The following is a 626-nucleotide window of genomic DNA, read 5'->3' as shown; positions in this document are numbered from 1 at the left end:
ACAGAAAAAGAACAACAGCTCCTTCACGAGATGATAGAGACCTATCAAGGCTTAAAGATGATGTCACGCATCATGAAGATGTCCTTTATTTTCCTTTAACACAACATTTGTTTTATATTAAACATTTTAGATGTTATATTATTATAGTGAACAGTCAAGAATTGAAAAGATATCTTAGTAAAACATGGTTGCAATTTTACTTCAGGGAAGAGAGGACATTTGCTTATAAAGCGTGGTTCTAAAAGGTCCGTTTTACCTATACATGGTACGCGAAAAGAATTAGGAACAGGATTAGTCCAGAAGATTCTTAAAGATCTTGACCTAAAATAAGCCTGAGTATAGAGGTACAAATGAAATATGCAATCAAATTTATCAAAGATGACAATGATAGTCTTCTTGTCGTCTCCAAAGATTTTCAGGAATTTGTTACCTATGGTAACGATGAAAAAGAGGCTTTGGAACAGGCTAAAAATGCACTTTTAACAGTCATTATGGGGTGTTTTCAAGATCGTGAACCTATTCCCTTTGGACATCGTGATATTGCCTATTCTTTTGTTGAAGTATCTTCATTGGTGACTTTAAAAATTGCAATACATAACGCTATGATTGAAAAAAACTTACGCAAA

At 33.4% G+C, this 626-nt stretch carries 2 protein-coding genes; both read left to right on the top strand.

What is annotated here, in order from left to right; all coding sequences use genetic code 11:
- Nucleotides 1-219 precede the first annotated feature (219 nt).
- On the top strand, nt 220-330 hold the full coding sequence (locus ACFILW_RS10720) for a hypothetical protein (protein WP_375624508.1): 111 nt from the start codon (nt 220-222) through the stop codon (nt 328-330).
- A gap of 20 nt (nt 331-350) precedes the next feature.
- The coding region (locus tag ACFILW_RS10715; protein ID WP_375685826.1) for a type II toxin-antitoxin system HicB family antitoxin at nt 351-626 on the top strand (276 nt) is incomplete at its 3' end.

Origin of the sequence: Bartonella sp. TT110JLCBS (genome assembly GCF_042193405.1) — a bacterium.
Taxonomy (GTDB): Bacteria; Pseudomonadota; Alphaproteobacteria; order Rhizobiales; family Rhizobiaceae; genus Bartonella.
Note: the sequence above shows the minus strand (reverse complement) of the source record. Positions and strands in the feature narration are given on the sequence as shown.